Source organism: Rhizobium sp. AC44/96, assembly GCF_001692185.1.
Classification (GTDB): domain Bacteria; phylum Pseudomonadota; class Alphaproteobacteria; order Rhizobiales; family Rhizobiaceae; genus Rhizobium.
Genome location: NZ_LXKO01000030.1, coordinates 1 through 18,709, shown reverse-complemented (window position 1 = coordinate 18,709; position 18,709 = coordinate 1). Strand labels below are relative to the sequence as shown.

At 58.7% G+C, this 18,709-nt stretch carries 19 protein-coding genes and 1 riboswitch; of the genes, 13 read left to right on the top strand and 6 right to left on the bottom strand.

Annotated elements, in window-relative coordinates; genetic code table 11:
• Positions 1 to 7 precede the first annotated feature (7 nt).
• The 3 genes from A6U87_RS19890 to A6U87_RS30205 all read right to left on the bottom strand — a co-directional run bounded on the left by A6U87_RS19890 (position 8) and on the right by A6U87_RS30205 (position 2,793).
• Complete coding sequence (locus tag A6U87_RS19890) at positions 8 to 1,084, bottom strand: HAD family phosphatase (RefSeq protein ID WP_083199598.1); 1,077 nt, start codon at positions 1,082 to 1,084, stop codon at positions 8 to 10.
• A gap of 152 nt (positions 1,085 to 1,236) precedes the next feature.
• Entirely contained in the window at positions 1,237 to 2,451 is a 1,215-nt protein-coding gene (locus A6U87_RS19885; RefSeq protein ID WP_065693039.1) for an alpha/beta hydrolase, read from the bottom strand.
• A 174-nt stretch (positions 2,452 to 2,625) separates the two neighbouring features.
• Entirely contained in the window at positions 2,626 to 2,793 is a 168-nt protein-coding gene (locus A6U87_RS30205) for a hypothetical protein (protein WP_198928733.1), read from the bottom strand.
• A gap of 164 nt (positions 2,794 to 2,957) precedes the next feature.
• On the opposite strand from A6U87_RS30205, the gene A6U87_RS19880 reads away from it, so the two are divergent.
• The 8 genes from A6U87_RS19880 to A6U87_RS19845 all read left to right on the top strand — a co-directional run bounded on the left by A6U87_RS19880 (position 2,958) and on the right by A6U87_RS19845 (position 9,827).
• Complete coding sequence (locus A6U87_RS19880) at positions 2,958 to 3,197, top strand: ribbon-helix-helix domain-containing protein (protein WP_065693038.1); 240 nt, start codon at positions 2,958 to 2,960, stop codon at positions 3,195 to 3,197.
• Positions 3,194 to 3,523 carry a type II toxin-antitoxin system RelE/ParE family toxin gene (locus A6U87_RS19875; RefSeq protein ID WP_065693037.1) on the top strand — a complete coding sequence of 110 codons (330 nt, stop codon included), beginning with the start codon at positions 3,194 to 3,196 and terminating at the stop codon, positions 3,521 to 3,523. Before A6U87_RS19880 ends, A6U87_RS19875 begins: the two co-directional genes overlap by 4 nt.
• An 88-nt stretch (positions 3,524 to 3,611) precedes the next feature.
• Positions 3,612 to 3,837: riboswitch (cobalamin riboswitch) on the top strand.
• A 245-nt stretch (positions 3,838 to 4,082) separates the two neighbouring features.
• Complete coding sequence (gene nrdH, locus A6U87_RS19870; RefSeq protein WP_065693036.1) at positions 4,083 to 4,304, top strand: glutaredoxin-like protein NrdH; 222 nt, start codon at positions 4,083 to 4,085, stop codon at positions 4,302 to 4,304.
• Between the two features lie 12 nt (positions 4,305 to 4,316).
• Positions 4,317 to 4,712 carry a class Ib ribonucleoside-diphosphate reductase assembly flavoprotein NrdI gene (gene nrdI, locus A6U87_RS19865; protein ID WP_065693035.1) on the top strand — a complete coding sequence of 132 codons (396 nt, stop codon included), beginning with the start codon at positions 4,317 to 4,319 and terminating at the stop codon, positions 4,710 to 4,712.
• Positions 4,700 to 6,874 (top strand): class 1b ribonucleoside-diphosphate reductase subunit alpha, encoded by a 2,175-nt coding sequence (nrdE, locus tag A6U87_RS19860; protein ID WP_065693034.1) that lies wholly within the window; start codon positions 4,700 to 4,702, stop codon positions 6,872 to 6,874. The genes nrdI and nrdE overlap by 13 nt, the downstream gene beginning before the upstream one ends.
• A gap of 26 nt (positions 6,875 to 6,900) precedes the next feature.
• The gene (nrdF, locus tag A6U87_RS19855; RefSeq protein ID WP_065693033.1) at positions 6,901 to 7,875 is read left to right on the top strand and encodes a class 1b ribonucleoside-diphosphate reductase subunit beta; all 975 of its coding nucleotides are present in this window, start codon (positions 6,901 to 6,903) and stop codon (positions 7,873 to 7,875) included.
• A 101-nt stretch (positions 7,876 to 7,976) separates the two neighbouring features.
• Complete coding sequence (badI, locus tag A6U87_RS19850; protein WP_065693032.1) at positions 7,977 to 8,759, top strand: 2-ketocyclohexanecarboxyl-CoA hydrolase; 783 nt, start codon at positions 7,977 to 7,979, stop codon at positions 8,757 to 8,759.
• A gap of 150 nt (positions 8,760 to 8,909) precedes the next feature.
• Complete coding sequence (locus tag A6U87_RS19845) at positions 8,910 to 9,827, top strand: sensor domain-containing diguanylate cyclase (RefSeq protein ID WP_065693366.1); 918 nt, start codon at positions 8,910 to 8,912, stop codon at positions 9,825 to 9,827.
• 54 nt (positions 9,828 to 9,881) lie between these two features.
• On the opposite strand, the gene A6U87_RS19840 is transcribed toward A6U87_RS19845, so the two are convergent.
• Together A6U87_RS19840 and A6U87_RS19835 are read right to left on the bottom strand one after the other, a co-directional pair.
• Positions 9,882 to 10,709 (bottom strand): nickel-binding protein, encoded by an 828-nt coding sequence (locus A6U87_RS19840; protein WP_065693031.1) that lies wholly within the window; start codon positions 10,707 to 10,709, stop codon positions 9,882 to 9,884.
• A 114-nt stretch (positions 10,710 to 10,823) separates the two neighbouring features.
• Positions 10,824 to 11,849 carry a LacI family DNA-binding transcriptional regulator gene (locus A6U87_RS19835; protein WP_065693030.1) on the bottom strand — a complete coding sequence of 342 codons (1,026 nt, stop codon included), beginning with the start codon at positions 11,847 to 11,849 and terminating at the stop codon, positions 10,824 to 10,826.
• Between the two features lie 224 nt (positions 11,850 to 12,073).
• Between A6U87_RS19835 and A6U87_RS19830 the strand changes: the two genes are divergently transcribed.
• From A6U87_RS19830 to A6U87_RS19810, 5 genes are all read left to right on the top strand, one after another.
• On the top strand, positions 12,074 to 14,332 hold the full coding sequence (locus A6U87_RS19830) for an alpha-L-rhamnosidase (protein WP_065693365.1): 2,259 nt from the start codon (positions 12,074 to 12,076) through the stop codon (positions 14,330 to 14,332).
• 72 nt (positions 14,333 to 14,404) lie between these two features.
• A complete protein-coding gene (locus A6U87_RS19825; RefSeq protein ID WP_065693029.1) occupies positions 14,405 to 15,679 on the top strand; it encodes an ABC transporter substrate-binding protein in 1,275 nt (424 codons plus the stop codon).
• A 60-nt stretch (positions 15,680 to 15,739) separates the two neighbouring features.
• On the top strand, positions 15,740 to 16,600 hold the full coding sequence (locus A6U87_RS19820; RefSeq protein WP_065693028.1) for a carbohydrate ABC transporter permease: 861 nt from the start codon (positions 15,740 to 15,742) through the stop codon (positions 16,598 to 16,600).
• A complete protein-coding gene (locus tag A6U87_RS19815) occupies positions 16,597 to 17,421 on the top strand; it encodes a carbohydrate ABC transporter permease (protein ID WP_065693027.1) in 825 nt (274 codons plus the stop codon). Before A6U87_RS19820 ends, A6U87_RS19815 begins: the two co-directional genes overlap by 4 nt.
• Before the next feature lie 4 nt (positions 17,422 to 17,425).
• Positions 17,426 to 18,406: an ABC transporter ATP-binding protein gene (locus A6U87_RS19810; RefSeq protein ID WP_065693026.1), complete on the top strand. Its 981-nt coding sequence runs from the start codon at positions 17,426 to 17,428 to the stop codon at positions 18,404 to 18,406.
• 87 nt (positions 18,407 to 18,493) lie between these two features.
• Here the strand turns inward: A6U87_RS19810 and A6U87_RS30305 are convergent.
• The coding region (locus A6U87_RS30305; RefSeq protein ID WP_206744130.1) for a hypothetical protein at positions 18,494 to 18,709 on the bottom strand (216 nt) is incomplete at its 5' end.

Genomic DNA, 18,709 nt, shown 5'->3' with positions numbered 1-18,709 from the left:
CCAGCTGCTATTGGTCGAACTTGTAGATCTTCTTCCAGTCGTTTTTCATGTCGACGACAAGCCAGTTCCTGCGTTCGGCTTCGTCCAGGGCCTTGTCGAGCTTGCCGAACTCCGAGTTGCGGTCGTAGGCATATTCGCGTTCGGCGTCCGTGTGGTGAACGATCAAACCGAAACCGTGCTGCGCGCCACTGGTCCCCCAGCGCAGCATTTCATAATCGCCGTCCGAGTTTCCGGCGACGAAGATCGGTCGGCGCCCGATGAACTTGTTGATGCCGACTGGCTTGCCCGGGCCATCGTCGATGAAGTCGATCTTCGGGAGCCGGTTCAACACCGGAACGTCATCGACAAGCGCATATTCCGTGGTGATGGTGGAACCGATTACCTGTTCGGGCGGAATACCATAGGCCTTCTCGGTCATGGGGCGCATGAATTCGACGCCGCCGCCGGAGACGATGTAGGTCTTGAAGCCGTTCGCTCGAAGGTAGTCGAGCAGCTCCCGCATCGGCAGGAACGTCATCTCACTAAACAGCTTGCCCGTCTTGGGATGTTTGGCGGTGGCGAACCATTCTGTGACGATCTTGTTGAATTCATCGGTCGTCATGCCGGCGTGCGTGGCCATGCTCAGCTCGACGATCCCTTTTTCACCGCCCTTGGCAATTCCCTTCAGATTGCCCGACAGTATGCTCTTGAACGGCTCTTTTTCACTCCACTCGGGGTGCAACGGCGCCAATGCCTTGACGCGATCAAGCATGAAGCCGAGCTGGAAGTAGTAAGGCTGCTCCGACCAGAGCGTGCCGTCATTGTCGAAGACGGCAATACGCGCCTCCGGCGCAGCATAGCCTTCGCCGCCCTCCGTCACAGTCTTCGTGACGAAGTCCACGATGCGTGCCTTCGCGGACGTGTCGTTCCAGGACGGCAGAACGTCTTGTGCAAAGGCCGATTGGGCCGTGCCTGTCAGCAACAGCAGGACGGCAACGAGCAGAGAGGTGAGAGCGGCTTCGATTGTTCTGGTTAGGCGGCGGCTCGAAAATCCGGCGATGCTCCGGTGTCCGGCGAATGCTAACCATTGAGCTATTGTGGTCATTGGCGCCTCCATTGTTTGGACGCCAGTTTCGCTCCAATCGGGGCAAACCGACAGTACGTTACGGTAAATGCGCGAACACGTGCGCGTAAATCTTCGCCGTCAGCGAGGTGACGCCGAGCAATACTGCACCAGAGGAACTGGATCGGACCGGTCTACTGCGTCAGCGGCTGCTGTTTCAGATCACCCTGCAAGGTGTCGCTGGCATTCTCCGGCTTCTTTTTCAGCACCACCGGATGTTCGATGATGGTTGCCGGCGCAGCCACCGCGGTCGCCGCGACGTTGCCGATGGTCGTGACTGTTCCGCCGACGACGGCGGTAATGCCCTGGCCGAGCGAAACATTGGAATCGGTCAAGGTCTGGCCGGTCATCAACCGCTGCCCGATCAATTGCACGATCTCAGGGCTTTCGGCGAACTTGCCGTGGTTCAGCCTGTCGCCGCTTTTGACCTTCGTCAGGTCAATTGCCGTGATGCCGGCTTCCTCGAGTTTTGTACGATAGGGCTCCACAGTCGGGTCGATCGCGCCCAGTCGCGAGACTTTGCCCGTGATGAAGCTCGACACAGCCAGCGCCTTGTCGTCCTGCGAGACGAAGATCGTGAACTTCGGTCTCGGCGTCCCCATTTCGGCATACTGCTTGGCAAAGACCTGAATGTCGATGTCGGGCGAGGCGAGAATAACGTCGCGGATCTTGCTGTTCACGTGACCGTCGCGGATGCCCATCTGCCGGAGCGATTCCATCGCAAGCCAGGTCCCCATCGAGTGGGCAAGAACCGTGATGTCCTTGACCGCGGGGTCTTCAGCCAGCGTGCGGAGCGCCTGTTCCAAGGCGGTTCGCGAGTAATTCGTGCTTTCCTTGTCGTATTCGTAGGCGGTCAGCTGCGCGCGCGACGGCCAGGTGAACAGCACCGGCGTCGCCTTCATGCCGCTGTCGTTGGCGATCTGCGCCAGACGGAAGACCGAATCCTCATACTTGTTGTTGAAGCCATGGACGAACACGAGCGCATGCCCGTCCTGAATATGCTGACGAAGCCACAGACGGCCTTCGGCAAGGGTCGCGACCGGTGTCACTTGTGTGACGGCGAAGTCTGTTGCCGGGTTCGGAGGAAGCCGCTTCGGCCATTGTACAGTCCCCGGCTCCCGCTTCGGGGGAATCGAGACTGACACCTCGGTCAGGTAAGGCTTCGGGCTGCGCTCGCCGTTGAAGAGCGTTGCGGGATCGCCGGATGGCTCTCGCGTCGTTGCAACAAGCATGTTGATTTGGGTCGTCTTCGGAGTGGCCGCCGTCAGCGCCACGGGGGTCATCACACCAGTAGGATGTCCACAACCAGACAGAACAACAAGGCTCGCAATCAGCAATCTACGCAACATGAATGCTCCACCGGTTAGTCCAGCGGACGATAGCCAACCGGAGCATATTTGGAAGAGCGTAACTGCAAATGACGTCCATTTACCCATTCTAAAATGACACTGCCTGAACGTCGGTTGCAAATCTGCCACGGTTGGACGGTCGATGCCGCGGGCATGGCTGCGCCATGCTCCTCGTCAATGCAGATCGAGAGTCAACTGCGTTCCCTTCAGGGCGGGCAGGGGGAGACCAATGTCGATCCTGCCGAATACGCGCTTCCGTCGTTCCGCGTCACGCTCGCGCTCGGCGCGGCAGTTTGCAACAACGGCCAAAGCGTTTGCGATGACTTGCTCTGTCTTGTTCATCTGCAGACCTCTCGTGTGTTCACTTTATGTTCTTATATTTTGTTGTGGTAATCAAGAGGGTTGTTGCGGGGTGGGATGGGCACCGTCGAATGACCGCTTGGCAGGTCAGAGGCCGGAAATGCGGAGTCCTTGCCAAATTTTGCCAAGACCGCTAGGCTGCCAACATGAGCACGATGAACATCTCTCTTCCGCAAAACCTCAAGAGCTTCGTTGACGAGCAGGTCACGGGCCGTGGTTATGGCACGAGCAGCGAGTATGTCCGGGAGCTGATACGCCGCGATCAGGACCGGCTCAATCTTCGAAGGTTACTTCTCGACGGAGCCGCATCGGCTGCGACCGGCCCTCTCGACGGCGACTATTTCGCCAGCCTTCGCGAGCGGGCTCGCGGTCAACAGAGCGAGTGACACCCAAGCCAATCCATCTCCGCCAACTTGCGCGCACGGATGTGGATGCGGCGGTGGATTATTATGCGCGAGAAGCCGGCGTCGATACGGCGATCGGCTTCGTCGATGCGCTGCAGGCAGCGTTCGATCTGCTTGGAAGACACCCGCAGTCAGGTTCGCTGCGTTATGCATACGAACTGGAACTGCCCGACCTGCGCAGCATCGCGCTCAAGCGCTATCCCTATTGCGTGTTTTATCGGGATCATGCCGAGCATATCGACGTGTGGCGTGTGCTGCATGTCAAGCGCGATATCCCTCAGTGGATGGGCGATCCGGAATCCGTATGACGGCTTTGGCGACACGCCATCTGCCGCCGTCAGTCCACAAATCTGTTGGCCCCGAAACATGGTTATTGACGAAAATAACGGCTCAACTACTATATGTAGTGTTGGAGGTTCTTCTGATTCTCACGAATTGGAAGCTAAGACGGGAATACGGTGAGCGGCTGTTCATGATGGGCGCTGCAATGCCGGAGCTGCCCCCGCAACTGTAAGCGGCGAGCATCTGTTCGAGAAAGTCACTGAAGCGCGAGTTTCGGGAAGGCGAGAATGGATGTCGTGACCCGCGAGCCAGGAGACCTGCCTCAAACGAAAACGTCCACGGGCGGGGTGTCCGGAAGGTCGCGCATAGGTGTGGAATGATGTCCACGCGTGTCGCTGCCCCGAACCTTCGTGTTGCCAACTTCGGGGTGAAGTCCATGTCCAGTTTAGCAAGTCCGCGCAAGCGCGAGTAACCGAGCCTCAGCGCCCGGTGTAAAGGCGTGCCGTCCCATTTCAGATTTGTCGCACGGACATCGGCGGATGTCCGATCGATACCCTATTCCTTTTTGAAGCTTACGAGGAAGTCATGACGATCACCGTCTATAGCAAGCCTGCCTGCGTTCAATGCACAGCCACCACCCGAGCTCTAGAGCGTCAGGGAATTCCCTATGAGGTCGTCGATGTTTCCACCGACGCCACGGCATACGAACTGGTTCAGGGCCTCGGTTACCGCCAGGTGCCTGTTGTGATCGCCGGCGACAAGCATTGGGCCGGTTTCCGCCCGGATATGATCAGCGCTTTGGCATAGGGAAGGCCGGCGATGGCGCGGGTCGTCTATTTTTCCAGCCGCTCGGAAAACACCCATCGTTTCGTGCTGAAACTCGCGCTGCCGGCGTTGCGCATTTCCCGGGACGCCACGGAGCGTCTGACTGTCAATGAGCCCTTCGTTCTCGTCGTGCCGACTTATGCCGGCGAGGGCGGCAAGGGCGCTGTCCCCAAACAGGTGATCCGCTTTCTCAACGACGCGGAAAATCGCTCGAACATCCGCGGTGTCATTGCCGCCGGCAACAGCAACTTCGGTGCGACCTACGGGCTCGCCGGCGACATTATCGCGGCCAAATGCCGGGTGCCCTACCTCTACAGGTTCGAGCTCCTGGGCACCGACGAGGACGTCGCCAACGTCAAACATGGATTGGAACGATTTTGGACACGCTAGGTTCTTCTTCACCGCGGGATACGGCCGACCGCCCTGCAAAGTTACTCGAAGCGACGCTCGATTATCACGCGCTGAACGCGATGCTGAACCTCTATGACGAGGACGGGAAGATCCAGCTCGACAAGGACCGGGCCGCGGCGCGGCAGTATTTCCTGCAGCATGTGAACCAGAACACCGTCTTCTTCCACAATCTCAGGGAGAAGCTCGATTACCTCGTGGCCGAGGGTTATTACGAGCAGGCTGTTCTCGATCAGTACTCGTTCAATTTCGTGCGCGATCTCTTCGACCGCGCCTACGCGAAAAAGTTCCGGTTCCCCACGTTCCTGGGGGCGTTCAAGTACTACACGAGCTACACGCTGAAGACCTTCGACGGAAAGCGATATCTCGAGCGTTACGAAGATCGCATCTGCATGGTGGCACTGACGCTCGCGCAAGGCAACGAGGCGCTGGCGACCGACATGGCCGACGAGATCATTTCGGGTCGCTTCCAGCCTGCGACGCCGACCTTCCTGAATGCCGGCAAGCAGCAGCGCGGCGAGCTTGTTTCCTGCTTCCTTATGCGGGTCGAAGACAACATGGAGAGCATCGGTCGTTCCATTAATTCGGCGCTGCAGCTGTCCAAGCGCGGCGGTGGCGTTGCCTTGTCTCTCACCAACATCCGCGAGGCCGGCGCTCCGATCAAACATATCGAGAATCAGTCCTCCGGCATCATCCCTGTGATGAAGCTGCTCGAGGATGCCTTCTCCTACGCCAACCAGCTGGGTGCTCGCCAGGGCGCGGGCGCCGTCTACCTCAACGCCCATCACCCGGACATCATGCGCTTTCTCGATACCAAGCGGGAAAATGCCGACGAGAAGATCCGCATCAAGACGCTGTCCCTCGGCGTGGTGGTGCCTGACATCACCTTCGAACTCGCCAAGAACAAAGAGGATATGTACCTCTTTTCGCCATACGACGTCGAACGCGTCTACGGCGTGCCGTTCACGGAGATCTCGGTAACGGAAAAATACCGCGAGATGGTCGCCGATAGCCGCATCCGGAAAAGAAAGATCAAGGCGCGCGATTTCTTCCAGGTCATCGCGGAGATCCAGTTCGAGAGCGGTTATCCCTACCTCATGTTCGAAGATACGGTGAACCGGGCAAATCCGATCGCCGGGCGCATCACCATGAGCAACCTGTGCTCGGAAATCCTGCAGGTGAGCGAGGCGAGCGAGTATAACGACGATCTCTCCTACAAGCGCACGGGCAAGGATATTTCCTGTAATCTCGGCTCGCTGAATATCGCAGCCGCTATGGACTCGGCCGATTTTGGCAAGACGATCGAGACGTCGATCCGAGCGCTGACCGCGGTGTCGGACATGAGCCATATCTCATCCGTCCCCTCGATCGAAAAGGGCAATGACGACAGCCACGCGATCGGTCTCGGGCAAATGAACCTGCACGCCTATCTCGCTCGCGAACGCATTTTCTATGGCTCAGAGGAAGGCGTGGATTTCACCAACATCTACTTCTACACCGTGACCTATCATGCCGTGCGCGCCTCGAACCGCTTGGCAGTCGAGCGCGGGCGAAGCTTCAAGGGCTTCGAGAAGTCCGCATACGCATCGGGGGAGTATTTCGACAAATACACCGAGCGCGCATGGGTGCCGGCAACCGAACGGGTGAGGGCTCTCTTCGATCAGGCGGGGATCGCAATTCCGACGCAGGAGGACTGGCTGGCCCTGAAGGAGGCGGTGATGGCGTCCGGTCTCTATAACCAGAACCTGCAGGCCGTGCCCCCCACGGGCTCGATCTCTTACATCAACCACTCGACCTCTTCGATCCACCCGATCGTCTCGAAGATCGAGATCCGCAAGGAAGGCAAGATCGGCCGGGTCTATTACCCAGCCGCCTTCATGACCAACGACAATCTCGACTATTATCAGGACGCTTACGAGATCGGGCCAGAGAAGATCATCGATACCTATGCGGCCGCCACGCAGCACGTCGACCAGGGATTGTCGCTGACGCTGTTCTTCCGCGACACGGCCACCACCCGCGATATCAACCGGGCTCAAATCTACGCCTGGAAGAAGGGCATCAAGACCATCTACTACATCCGCCTTCGCCAGATGGCGCTGACCGGCACCGAGGTGCAGGGCTGCGTATCCTGCGCGCTCTGATCTTCGGCTCCCAAAGGAAAATCCCAATGAACATGCAATTGAAGCCGGCAAGCCGCATCCGCGCCGTCAACTGGAACCGTATCGAGGACGACAAGGATCTGGAAGTCTGGAACCGCCTGACGGGAAATTTCTGGCTCCCGGAAAAGGTGCCATTGTCCAACGACATCCCGTCGTGGGCGACTTTGAAGCCGGAAGAGCAGCAGCTGACGATCCGTGTCTTCACCGGCCTCACGCTGCTCGACACCATCCAGAACGGTTTCGGCTCGATCCGCCTGATGGACGACGCCGTGACGCAGCACGAGGAGGCGGTGCTCTCGAATATTTCGTTCATGGAGGCGGTGCATGCGCGCTCCTACTCCTCGATCTTCTCGACGCTCTGCTCGACAGCCGATGTCGATGACGCATACCGCTGGTCGGAGGAGAACGAGTTCCTTCAGCGCAAGTCGTCCCTGATCATTGAGCAGTATAGTTCGAGCGATCCGTTGCGAAAAAAGGTTGCCAGTGTCTTCCTGGAGAGCTTTCTCTTTTATTCCGGCTTCTATCTTCCAATGTATTGGTCAAGCCGCGCAAAGCTCACCAACACGGCTGACATGATCCGACTTATCATTCGCGACGAGGCGGTGCATGGCTATTACATCGGATACAAGTTTCAACGCGCAACCGAGCGTATGAGTGAGGCAAAGAAACAGGAAATCAAGGACTTCTCGTTCGATCTTCTGCTCGAGCTTTATGACAATGAGGCGCGGTATTCAGAAGCGCTCTATGACGGTGTGGGGCTGACCGAGGACGTCAAGAAGTTCTTACATTACAATGCGAACAAGGCGTTGATGAACCTGGGATATGAAGCACTGTTCCCAACCGAGGCCTGCAAGGTGAACCCTGCGATCCTGTCGGCGCTGTCACCCAACGCTGACGAGAACCATGACTTCTTCTCCGGCTCGGGTTCGTCCTATGTCATCGGCAAGGCGGTGGCCACCGAAGACGATGACTGGGATTTCTGAGAGGTGCCGGTGGGCGAGTTGAGCGGTGCCACACATTGCCGAACAGGGAGGCGCGAAAGACACGATACGCAGGGGTGAGACCATCATCAGGGAGCGAGACTATGCAGTACGAAGATATCCTCTACGATGCAGTCGACGGCGTCGCGCAGATCACGATCAACCGGCCGGAAAAGTACAATGCGTTTCGGGGAAAGACCTGCGAGGAGCTGATTCACGCCTTCAATGCAGCCGGATGGGACAAGTCGGTCGGCGTGATCATCCTCGCCGGCGCGGGTAGCAAGGCCTTCTGCACCGGCGGCGATCAGACAGCTCACGAAGGTCAGTACGACGGTCGTGGAACGATCGGGCTGCCGCTGGAGGACCTGCATTCCATCATCCGTGATGTTCCCAAGCCGGTCATCGCGAAAGTGCAGGGATATGCCATCGGCGGCGGTAACGTTCTATGCACGATCTGCGATTTCACCATTGCGGGTGAGAGTGCTGTCTTCGGGCAGGTCGGTCCCAAGGTCGGCTCGGTTGATCCCGGCTTCGGCACCGCTTTCCTAGCGCGCATCGTCGGGGAAAAGAAGGCTCGCGAGATCTGGTACCTCTGCCGTCGTTACAGCGCGAAAGAGGCGCTCGACATGGGCCTCGTCAACACCGTGGTCGCTGACGATCAGCTGGACGCCGAGGTCGACAAGTGGTGCGCCGAGATCCTGGAAAAGAGCCCGACGGCCATCGCCATCGCCAAGCGCTCGTTCAACATGGACAGCGAGAACATCCGGGGGATCGCCGGCATGGGTATGTATGCGCTCAGCCTCTATTACGACACCGACGAAGCCAAGGAAGGCAGCAAGGCTTTCAAGGAGAAACGCAAGCCAAACTTCCGCAAGTTCGTCCGCTGACTCAGGTTCGCTTGGCTCGGCCAACCCGCCGGCAATGTCAGCAAGCGTTTACTTTTGCGCGTTACATTGTGAGCTTGTGTTCTTGTGATCAAGTGTATGGCCGACGCCGAGATACTCCCGCCAGACGTTCTGACTTCGATATTGATGCGAATGTTCGAGTTCGCGCCAATCGCCATGGCGATTTCGACAAGCGACACTGAAACTTCGAGCTACCTCAAGGTCAATGATGCCTACCTGCGGCTGACCGGACTGAAGTGGGACGATATTCGAGGCAAGACGCTTACCTCGGAAGGGTCTGCAATCAGCAGCCCGGCTCGGGACCGCCGGCATCGCCTGCTCGCTGAAGACGGTGGCTATGTCCTGGAAGAGGTCGATCTCCGGCATGCGGACGGCACGATCCTGCCGACGTTGATTTCGGCCCAGCGTACCGTCATCGACGGTGTTTCGTTTGACGTCGAGGTCATTGTCGATGTTTCAGCCCGCGTTCGCCACCAAAACGAGATCGAGCTTGCCTTGCGGGCGTCGGCGCGAACCGATGCACTTTCGGGACTGCCAAATCGTGCCTGTTTTGATGAGGTCATCTCCGAGTACATCGCGCGTATGGATCAGTCGGAGAAGCTTGTCGCGCTCGCGTTTATCGACTTTAACGGCTTCAAGGCAGTGAACGACACGATGGGGCACGTGGCGGGTGACGAGGTCTTGAGAACGATCGCCAGTCGTTTCCGCGACAGTTTCCGCGCCAATGATTTCATCGCGCGCATCGGTGGCGACGAGTTCGCGGTCATCCTCGAAATTGATGAGGCGCATTTGAATGACGTCGAGTTGACGCTCAACGAGGCGATAGACCGGATTTTCAAACCGATTGCGGTGGATGGCATCGTGACCGAGATTGGCGCTGCCGTAGGGGTCACGTTGCTCCAGCACGACGACGACGCCGTGTCCCTCATGAAGCGAGCGGACAGCTATATGTATCTGGCAAAACAAACGGGCGATCGGATCGCCTTGATCTGGCTCGGCCAACCCGGCGGCGGCAGCCATCTGGCCAAGAGAATGGCGCAAGGCTCATAGCCTAGAGCAGGGACAGGAGTTGGCCCCAAGCCTTATGGCAAACTTGGAGAAGTCCTAGTTGATGCCAGCATTCGTCCAGTCGCATTGGAACACCAGCACGGGCTTCGAAAATCCCTTGAGTTTTCGCTGTGTCGCGTGAACGAAGATGTCGGATGCGCCGAACTCGCGAAAGATGTTCTCGGAGACAACGATCTGGTCCTTAGACGCTGCAGCGCACAATCGAGCCGCAAGTTGCACCGTCGACCCGAACAGATCATTGCTATCCTCGATTGGTTCTCCGCAATCCAGTCCGATGCGGACATGGATCGGTTCTGGGTTTGCGTCGTTGAACCGCTGAAACTCCTTCTGGATCATCATCGCGCAATTGACGGCTTGGGCCGTGGAGGCAAACGCCGCCATGATGCCGTCGCCTGTATGCTTCACCTCGCGGCCATCGGATTGTCCGAGACATCGACGCACGACGGAATCGTGCGCCCTGACCAGTTCTGTCGCCATGCGGTCGCCGAGACGCGACGTCATTGCGGTCGAGCCAACGATGTCCGTGAAGAGGATCGCCCGGTGACCGCCATCCATCTCTCCAGGGATCTGCCCGGAAGCCGGTTCGGGGTCGTTGATCCGACCGAGGAAGGCCTCGACGGCGGACAAAGCGACCTCGATAACCTCGCCGGCGATGAAGCCGTGGGCCTCGCGATGAACGCATTGGGCAGTTTCCATATCAGGGGCGTCCACGAGGCAGAACGCGTTTCCCCGGCGGGGATCGTACCAGTAGGTGAGGAACTTGACCCCGTACCTATCTTGAATGTCGAGATCCCTACGATGCGCTTCGGCGATATCGGCGGCCGACGTTCCCGCAAGTTCATGCCGATCCATGAAGATAGCCATTGGCGCACTCCTGCCGAAAAGTCTCGGCCTGCGACAAGCTGTCATTGTACGGCCTGGACGTGAGCCCGTCCACCTTGGAGTGATGTGGCCGTTGCGCAGCCGCCGGACTTCACATCAGACGCTGGAGCGCTTTTCGACGTGGGGCTCGATCAAAACGTGTTGGGCCTCTTCGCGGCCGTCGATCCGGCTGAGAAGCATCTCTGCCGCCGTCTTTCCGAGTTCGGCCGGGTTCTGGTCGATACTCGAGAGCGCAACGAGCGGGATGGCTGCGTGCGGAGAATTGTCGTAGCCGATGATGGCGAGATCTTCAGGAACCCGGATACCGCTGGTTCTTGCGGCGTTCAGGAGCGGCACCGCATCAAGATCCGACCAGACGAACACGGCGCGAGGTCGGTCCGCTGAGTTCAGGAACGTCTGGATCTCGGCGCTCCGATCTGTAGCGACCAACGGCAATCGAATGATGCGGCTGCGTGCTTCAAGGCCCGCCTGCTTCATGAATTCGGTATAGCCGATCTCGCGCTGGAGAACGACAACCGAAGACGGAGACTCGGAAAGATCGTAGCTCAGCATGGCGATGTCCTCGTAGCCTTGCTGCAGCAGGGCTTCGGCAGCCAGGTATGCTCCCTTGCGGTCATTGGAGTTGACCGTGTCATAGCTCAGGGCTTGCGGTTCATGATGCGCGATCACGACGATCGGGATCTGGCGAGAGTATCGCTCGATCAGTTTGCCCGAAATTCGCGGGGCAATGATCAGCAGCCCATCCATATGGTTGTCGATCATGGACTCGATTAAGGATGCTTCTATCGCACTTGCCGCGCGACCTATGCCGACAAGAGCCTTGTAATTGTTGTCGGAGAAGGTGTCGTTTGCGCCCTCGATAACCCCCGCAAGGAAGGGGTTGGTCAACTCGATGATCAGAACGCCGATCGTGTAGGTACGGCCTCGCATCCCCCGCGCGGCGACCGACGGACGGTACTTCAGCTTCTCGATCGATGTCTCTACCTTCTGCCGGAGAATGTCGCTGACGCCGTAAGCGTTGCGAAGAACTTTCGAGACGGCTGCAACCGAGACTCCCGCATCCGCTGCGACATGGCGGATCGTCGCCCGTCCTGCCGTCGCGCTAACCATCTGTTTTTTCATTATAATACGTCTATCTCCACAATACGCGAAAATTATAGACAAAAAACTCTTGCGCGGCAATCGATGTTGTAGAATGATCTACATAGAACGATACACACAAGCGTGTTGTTTCGGCCGCCAGAGGACGGGGCAGCCAAGGGAGTTGAGGAATGACGATTGTATTGGACCGCGGCACCGCCGTGGTTGGCAGCATTGACGGTTCAACCTTCAAGTTCGGCGCTTCGATGATCGCGCCAACCTGCGACGCAGGGCAGGGAACGGCAGGAACGTTTGTATCCCGTGAGTTTGCGATCGGGACCGTAACGCCGGGGACGACGCTGCGCATATCGGCGCTTGGTCTCTACAGAGCCTTCATCAACGGGCGCCGTGTCGGCGACGATCTGCTGACGCCCGGCTGGACCTGCTACGACGACCGGATCGCTTACCAGACATATGATGTGACGGATCTGCTGCTTTCAGGAAGCAATCGCATCGAGATCTGGCTTGGTGACGGCTGGTACCGGAGTCAGCTCCTCTGGGCCTCCAATCCGGTCTTCAATTGCTGGGGGGATAGAACCGGCGCCATTGCCGAGATCAGCGCAGCCGGAGCACCGCTCCTCAAGACCGACGGCACCTGGAAGAGCGGCTACACGCCGGTCACACGGAACGGCATCTATTTCGGTGAGGATTACGACGCGCGCATCGTGCCTGCAGATACCGCAGGCGTCGAGGTTCTCGCCTTCGATAAAGCCCTGCTCGTGCCACATGAGACGGGCGCCGTCAAAGAGCTCGCTGGGTTCACGCCGATCGAGAGCTGGATCGAGCCCGACGGTCGCACGGTCTATGATTTCGGCCAGAATGCCGGCGCGTACATTCTAATTCGAGTAAAGGGAGAAGCGGGAGCGCAGGTGCGTGTCGAACATTCGGAAGTGCTCGGTCCGGAACGGTTCTTCGACAATCGCAACTACCGCAGCGCCCGCGCTGAACTGGTCTACACGTTGAAGGGAGAGCGCGAAGAGACCTATGCGCCACTCTTCACATTCATGGGCTTCCGCTATGCGAGGATCACGCTAACAGGTAAAGCGGAGCTCGTCGCGATCACGATGGTCCCGATCTCCTCGGTGCCGGTCACCGCCGGTGGATTTACCTCCGGGGAGCCGGCTGTCAATCGGCTCGTGGAAAACACGATCTGGTCACACCGCTCCAACTTCATCGAAGTCCCGACGGATTGCCCGCAGCGCGATGAAAGGCTCGGCTGGACCGGCGACGCGCAGGTCTTTGCCGGCACGGCCTGCTGGCTGGCCGACAGCCAGTCGTTTCTGACGAAGTATCTCCGCGACGTCATGCACGATCAGCGCGCCGATGGTGCTGTTCCTCATTTCTCGCCAGATCCGACGCGCCTGTTCCCGATAGACGGGCGCGGCGATTGGGCAGGCTCCACGGGGTGGGGTGACGCCATCGTCATCATTCCGTGGCAACTCTACCTGCATTATGGGGACGCCTCGGTTCTCAAAGAGTGCTTCCCGGCGATGATGCGTTGGCTCGACTACCTCTGGGGTATCTCCGATGGACCGATCATTCGGCCGCCTGCGGTCTGGGGCGCTCACGGCTTCACCTTCGGCGATTGGCTTCAGCCTGTCGGCGACAACAGGAAGCCGCGCCCGACGGTGGCCGATGATTGTGCCGCTACGCTCTATCACTTCATATCCACGCAGTTGACCGCAAAAATCGCCCAGGTTCTCGGCAAGACCTCTGAAGCCGCGCGCCTCGATGCGAAGGCCGAGGAGATACGGGCAGCCTTCAAGCATGAGTTCTTTTCGCCGTCGGGCCGCATTGCGCATAACGACCAGACATCCTGGGCGCTGGCGTTCCTCTATGGTCTTGTCCCGCCGGAGTATGAAGAAGCCGGACGCGCATATTTCCGTCGGGTTTCCGAAGAAACGGACGGCGTCATCGGCACAGGGTTCATCGGCACGCCGGCGTTGCTGCCGGCACTGACGCGCCTTGGCATGCTCGATCTCGCGGAGAAGATGTTCCTCAACAGGAAAGTCCCCGGTTGGCTCTATCAGGTCGAGCGCGGCGCGACCTCGATCTGGGAGCGGTGGGATGCGCTCGCAGAGGATGGGACGATCTACGATCCTGACATGAACAGCTACAATCACTACGCTTATGGCGCGGTGTGCCAATGGCTGTTTGAAGATGTGGCTGGCATCAAGCCGCTGGAAGACAAGCCGGGTTTCGAGGAGGTTGCTTTCGACCCGGCCATTCTTCCAGCCCTGTCCCCGGTCGCGGCTTGGCATGACACCCGCTTTGGCCGCATCGAGGCCGGATGGAGACTGGAAGGCCGGGCGGTGACCTGCCGTCTTGTATTGCCGGAGGGCGTAACCGCACGCCTGCAGGGCAAGGTGGGAAGGAAGTCGCTGACAGCGGACGGCAAACTTGTCGCGCCTGGCGAGGAGGTCAGGATCGGCGCGGGAGAACATACGATCACGTTCTCAATCTAGCAAAACTGCTTTCGGGCCTAGCCCGAAAGCGCGCAGCCCAATCATTCTGGTCTTCAAGAGGAGGAAATGACTATGAGAATGACGAAGTGCAGCATTCTTGCCGCAGCCTTTATGTCGCTGGCAGCCAGCGTTGCCCATGCTGACGTAACGCTCAGCGTATTGATCGACACAAACCCAGAGACGATCGCCTCGTTCGATGCTGTTTCCAAGGCCTATATGGAAAAGCATCCCGATGTCTCCTTCGACGTTGAGCAACGCGCAGGGGGATCGGAAGGCGACAACATCATCAAGACGCGCCTCGCTACCGGTGAGATGGCCGATATCTTCCTTTACAACGCGGGCTCGCTGTTCCAGGCACTGAAGCCGCAGGAAACGATCGCCGACCTTTCCGACCTTGCCTCCGAAGCTGGAATTATGGAAAGCTTCAAGAAGGTTGTCACCAGTCCGGATGGACACGTGCGCGGAATGCCGTTTGGTCCTGCGATGGGTGGCGGTATCTTCTACAACCGAAAGATCTATGCGGATCTCGGCCTTACCCCGCCTAAGACATGGGCGGAATTCATGGCCAACAACGAGAAGGTGAAGGCGGCAGGCAAGGTCGCAGTGGCGCAGACCTACGGCGACACCTGGACTTCACAGCTCTTCGTTCTCGCCGACTACTACAATGTCCAGGCCGAGGTTCCAAACTTTGCCGACGACTATACCGCCAACAAGGTGAAGTACGCCAATACGCCAGCTGCGATGCGCGGCTTCGAGCACCTCGAAGAGGTCGCGAAAGCCGGCTACTTCAACGCTGACTTCGGGGCTGCCAAGTTCGATGATGGCATGCGGATGGTGGCCACCGGCGAGGCTGCACATTATCCGAACCTGACGTTCGGCATCGGAAACGTTCAACAGAACGCTCCGGACAGTTTGAAAGACCTGGGCTTCTTTGCTCAGCCGGGCGCGGACGCGGCCAAGAACGGCCTCACGGTGTGGATGCCGTCTGCACTTTATGCATCGGCCAAATCCGAGAATGTTGCCGAAGCCAAGAAATTCCTCGACTTCGTTGGCAGCAAGGAGGCATGCGACCTCATGGCCAAGGCGGTTCCGTCCGGCCCCTATCTGGTCAAGGGCTGCGAACTTCCGAAAGATATCCCGGCCGTGGTCTCCGACATGCTGCCTTATTTCGAAACCGAAGGCCATACGGCGCCGGCATTGGAATTCGTGTCCCCTGTAAAGGGGCCGGCGCTTGAGCAGATCACTGTCGAAGTCGGAACCGGCATCCGCTCCGCCAAGGATGCCGCCGCTCTCTACGACCAGGACGTCGAAAAGCAGGCCAAGCAGCTCGGCCTGCCAAACTGGTAACCTCCCAGCCCTCCCCAGCCCGGTGCTCGTCCGGGCTGGGGGTGTTCAAGGAGCCCCTTAGTGACGCGCAAATCTCCGTATCCATACTGGTTCGTCCTGCCCGCGGCAGTGATCTTCACCGTGCTGTTTCTGGTTCCGACCGCCGCCTCCTTCTGGTTCAGCCTGACAAGGTGGGATCTTTTCAGCGCTCAATTCATTGGTCTGGAAAACTATCGGCAGTTCTTTCGTGAACCATTCCTGATCCAGGGCCTCATCAACACCATTATCTACGCGGTCCTGACCTCTGGCACGAAGACGGTGCTCGGTCTGCTGCTGGCCGTACTTCTGACATCGGGCATTTGGGCACAGGGTCTGCTGCGCACTGTTATCTTCTTTCCCGTCCTGGTTTCGACCATCGGCGTCGGCATCACCTTCTCGGTGCTCATGCACCCGACGCGCGGGCTCATCAACGTCGCGCTTGCCGCGATCGGCATCCACGGTCCCGGCTGGCTCACCGATCCGAGCCTCGCGCTTTATTCCATCGTCTTCGTCGACCTCTGGAAGGGCATCGGGCTTGCGACTGTGATCTACATCGCCGGTCTGGCATCGATCGGCGCCGACTATTACGAAGCCGCCAGGATCGATGGGGCGACACGGGTGCAGATGTTCGTCCGTGTGACGGTTCCGCTCGTGAAGCCGGCCACGGTCACGGTCGTTACTCTGTCCCTGATCGGCGGCATGAGAAGTTTCGATCTCATCTGGGCGATGACGCGCGGCGGTCCCGGCTTTTCGTCGGACGTCCTCGCCAGCGTCATCTACAAGCAGTATCAGGCGGGCTTCTATGGCCTGTCGACGGCAGGAAACGTCATTCTGTTCATCCTGATCGGCGTCATCGTTCTGCCCCTGACCGCATGGTTCAACCGCAAGGAGGTGGACCTGTGACGCGCCGCCAACGCTACTCGGGCGTAATAGCGCTCGCCGCCTCCGGCATCATATTCGTGCTGCCGTTCCTGTTCATCCTGCTGACGGCGGCAAAGACAAAGCAGGCTGCGGCCTCTCTGACATTCGGCCTGCCCGTCGAATGGCGTCTCTGGGAGAATTTCCTCGAGGTCATTCAAGCCCGCAACTACATGCTGCTGCTGGCCTACTTCAATTCGACCGTGATCACGGTGGTGGCGGTGGCGCTGCTGGTGCTGTTCGGCGCGATGGTGGGTTACATTCTGCAGCGCCGCCCATCGCGCTGGAATACGGTCATCTATGCCTGTGTTTTCGCTGGCCTGATCATTCCGCCGGCGGTCGTGCCGACCATCTGGGTGCTCCAGTCACTCGGTCTGTTCAAGACCATCTCCGGCATGATCCTGATCCAGGTTGCCTATGGCCTGGCGTTCACCGTCCTGTTGTTCAAGAGCTTCATTGCGACGATCCCGCGCGATCTGGATGAGGCCGCGATCATCGACGGTGCAAAACCACTCCAGATCTTTTTCCGGGTTGTCCTGCCGTTGTTGAAGCCGGTGACCGTTACGGTCGTAGTCGTGCAGTCCATTGCGATCTTCAACGACTTCACGAACCCGCTCTACTATCTCCCTGGCCGCGAGAACGTGACCGTCCAGCTCACGCTCTATAACTTCCAGGGACAGTTCCAGACACAATTCAACCTCCTGTTCATGAACATCTTGCTGGTGACCATTCCTCCCCTCATCGTGTTCGTCTTCTTCAACCGGCAGATCGTTGCGGGCATGACCGCCGGCGCCGTGAAAGGATAATCGGATGACAAGCGTCGTTCTTGATAGCATTCGCAAGAGTTTTGGCGGTCTGGAAGTGATGAGGGGTGTCGACCTAAGTGTCGAAGCAGGGGAATTCTGCGTCTTTGTCGGTCCGTCCGGCTGTGGGAAGTCCACGCTGCTGAGGATCATCTCGGGCCTCGAGACCTCGACGTCGGGCAAGGTTCTGATCGATGGAAAGGACGTCACAGAAGCCGAACCGTCCCAGCGCGGCATTGCCATGGTCTTCCAGTCCTACGCCCTCTACCCCCATCTCACGGTAGCCGAGAATATCGGGTTCGGTCTTTCGCTCGCCAAGCGTCCAAAGGCGGAGATCAAGGAGAAGGTCGAGAAAACGGCTGAGGTCCTGCAACTCTCGCACCTGCTCGATCGCAAGCCCAAGGCTCTTTCGGGGGGGCAGAGGCAGCGCGTGGCGATCGGCCGTGCCATCATCCGCAACCCGAAGGTCTTCCTGTTCGACGAACCGCTCTCCAACCTTGATGCCTCTCTGCGCTCTCAGATGCGCATGGAGCTCACGGATCTCCACGCCAAGCTTGGGGCAACGATGATCTACGTGACGCACGATCAGGTCGAGGCGATGACCATGGCGGACAAGATTGTCGTCCTGAATGGTGGGAAGATAGAGCAGGTCGGCTCTCCGATGACCCTTTATAACCATCCCGCGACACCGTTCGTCGCGGGCTTCATCGGCTCCCCCAAGATGAACCTCTTCGAAGGAGAGATCGCCGCGCGCGAAGGCTGCAAGGTTTACGGCGTGCGGCCCGAGCACGTTTCGCTGTCATCCGTCGAAGGAAAGTGGCGAGGGGAGGTCAGACACATCGAAAGGCTCGGCGCAGATACGGTGGTCCATCTCGATGTGCCGGGCCTTCCCTCGCTCGTCGCACGCACCGATGGCGACCGGGAGCTGTCTCCCGGGCAAACATTGTTTGCATCACCGCTCGCAGACAAGGAGCACAGGTTCAATTGACGTCGAGCGCCATTTTCAGCGCTCCGGATGCCAGGACAACGTCCAGTGCTGGCGGGGAGGCGTGCCTCGCCGGGAGCATTTGGTGCTCTAATTGGTGAGTTGGTGTCCTGTGCGGTGGCGTTTTTTGGCTGTTTGGTTGGCTGTCTGGAAATCTCTGTTAGAATTCAATGACATGGAAGAAAGCTTGTTTTTTTCGCAAAGTGCTGTTGACTTAGAAAGGGTGGGGGCCGTATAAGCCGCTTCACAGAACGAGGGCGGCGGCGCTGCTGGCGACGAAGACCTTCGCTCTAAGATTTCTTTTAG

Coding starts and splice junctions, on each gene's coding strand:
- A6U87_RS19890 (WP_083199598.1), bottom strand. CDS start 1,084: ATGACCACAATAGCTCAATGGTTAGCATTCGCCGGACACCGGAGCATC.
- A6U87_RS19885 (WP_065693039.1), bottom strand. CDS start 2,451: ATGTTGCGTAGATTGCTGATTGCGAGCCTTGTTGTTCTGTCTGGTTGT.
- A6U87_RS30205 (WP_198928733.1), bottom strand. CDS start 2,793: ATGAACAAGACAGAGCAAGTCATCGCAAACGCTTTGGCCGTTGTTGCA.
- A6U87_RS19880 (WP_065693038.1), top strand. CDS start 2,958: ATGAGCACGATGAACATCTCTCTTCCGCAAAACCTCAAGAGCTTCGTT.
- nrdH (WP_065693036.1), top strand. CDS start 4,083: ATGACGATCACCGTCTATAGCAAGCCTGCCTGCGTTCAATGCACAGCC.
- nrdI (WP_065693035.1), top strand. CDS start 4,317: ATGGCGCGGGTCGTCTATTTTTCCAGCCGCTCGGAAAACACCCATCGT.
- nrdF (WP_065693033.1), top strand. CDS start 6,901: ATGAACATGCAATTGAAGCCGGCAAGCCGCATCCGCGCCGTCAACTGG.
- badI (WP_065693032.1), top strand. CDS start 7,977: ATGCAGTACGAAGATATCCTCTACGATGCAGTCGACGGCGTCGCGCAG.
- A6U87_RS19845 (WP_065693366.1), top strand. CDS start 8,910: ATGTTCGAGTTCGCGCCAATCGCCATGGCGATTTCGACAAGCGACACT.
- A6U87_RS19840 (WP_065693031.1), bottom strand. CDS start 10,709: ATGGCTATCTTCATGGATCGGCATGAACTTGCGGGAACGTCGGCCGCC.
- A6U87_RS19835 (WP_065693030.1), bottom strand. CDS start 11,849: ATGAAAAAACAGATGGTTAGCGCGACGGCAGGACGGGCGACGATCCGC.
- A6U87_RS19830 (WP_065693365.1), top strand. CDS start 12,074: ATGATCGCGCCAACCTGCGACGCAGGGCAGGGAACGGCAGGAACGTTT.
- A6U87_RS19825 (WP_065693029.1), top strand. CDS start 14,405: ATGAGAATGACGAAGTGCAGCATTCTTGCCGCAGCCTTTATGTCGCTG.
- A6U87_RS19810 (WP_065693026.1), top strand. CDS start 17,426: ATGACAAGCGTCGTTCTTGATAGCATTCGCAAGAGTTTTGGCGGTCTG.